General features: G+C 43.9%; 1 protein-coding gene and 1 pseudogene. Both read left to right on the top strand.

Annotated elements, in window-relative coordinates:
- Positions 1 to 477 (top strand): annotated as a pseudogene (locus Q502_RS09600) (hypothetical protein); the annotation flags it as partial.
- Between the two features lie 102 nt (positions 478 to 579).
- Positions 580 to 1,038, top strand: a complete 459-nt coding sequence (locus Q502_RS09595) for a hypothetical protein (RefSeq protein ID WP_099830877.1) — start codon at positions 580 to 582, stop codon at positions 1,036 to 1,038.
- Positions 1,039 to 1,345: the final 307 nt, after the last annotated feature.

The raw sequence follows: 1,345 nt of genomic DNA, 5'->3' as shown, positions 1-1,345 counted from the left end.
GGAGGAACAACTTTCTACGCGAGTCAGTTGAGAAGCTACATCCTTGAACATCCAAATGTAAAGTTCTGCATAATAATCGAATCATGCCATGCAGGAAGCTGGCTTGATGGTCTGAAATCCGGCGGAGTCATTCCAGCGAACATCGAGATTATTATCACTACAACTACCGCTGCCAAGAGTGCATATCCCGATTGGGACAGTGCAGGTGGCTCGTCGGATCACAACCCTGACGATATGTATGTTGAGTGGTCTGGAGACTTCCTGCAGAGATTGTCGTACTACACAAGTGATGCTCACTGGCCAGAAGTAACTACTTATGCCACTTCCAAATCGATTGACCAACTTCCGGCTCTATTCTACAAATGCTATACATCGATAAAGGGAGCATCTCCTTCTACTACCTCTTGGACTTTGACAGAGCGTTCAGTCGCAGGCTCCATTCAACAACCAATGATCTTCACTAAATGGGCTCCGTGATACTCTTTTGAATGCTCGTTTGAGAGCGGGCTCTGCCCGCTCTTCTCATGAAACTTCTGCCACCCTTTTCAAAGGCTATAATTGAGTATGGATATCTTTCATATGATAAAACTCGAAAAGCGGGAAGGCTATACCATACGACTTGGAGTCCTCAGGCGTGAAACTGACCTTCTCAGAAACGAGATAGAGTATTTCAGGTCAGCTGCCGATTCCATAATAAGGAGCTCACTCTTCGACAGCGCAATTATAAGAGCATCGAAACTTATCAGAAACAGCGGGTTCACAATGAAGAGTTTCCGCGAATACATTCGACAGGGTTGCCCCAGGCAGTTTAGAAGAGAGCTCTATCGTGTTCTGGACGACTTCGAAAGAGAAGAGGCTCTTCTGGCAAACAGAATAGCGAGACTGAAGAATCGTCGTGACAGGGTGATTGTTCATATGGATCCTCGTTTTGCCTTTCACCCGGAAAGAGAAGATGAGAACAGAGTAGATCTAGAAGACATAGAAGCAATCTGCTCTCATCTTGAGAGGCAGATAGAACTCTTTAATGATGACGGATAAACGGAAAATGAAGGCTCCCTGTATATGAATGAGGATTCGTAAACCACACTCAGAAATACGTCTTCGCTCGATCGTTTTTTGCGATGAAAACGGGTTACATGATATTAGGGGTTTTCGCAATATGTTTCTGGCAAAATAGAAATGGCTCCGGATCTTCTGTCTCATCGCTCTTGACTTTATCACTTGGACCCATAAAACAAAGAAGATAGCGTCTCAAACCCGCATGGTTTCGTAAACGCTATTTTTTTGTCTATATTTTGTAGTGGCAACTGATTATAAGATATGGTTGGCTATTAATTATACTAGT

It is taken from the genome of Mesotoga sp. Brook.08.YT.4.2.5.2., from assembly GCF_003351125.1.
Taxonomy (GTDB): Bacteria; Thermotogota; Thermotogae; order Petrotogales; family Kosmotogaceae; genus Mesotoga.
Note: the sequence above shows the minus strand (reverse complement) of the source record. Positions and strands in the feature narration are given on the sequence as shown.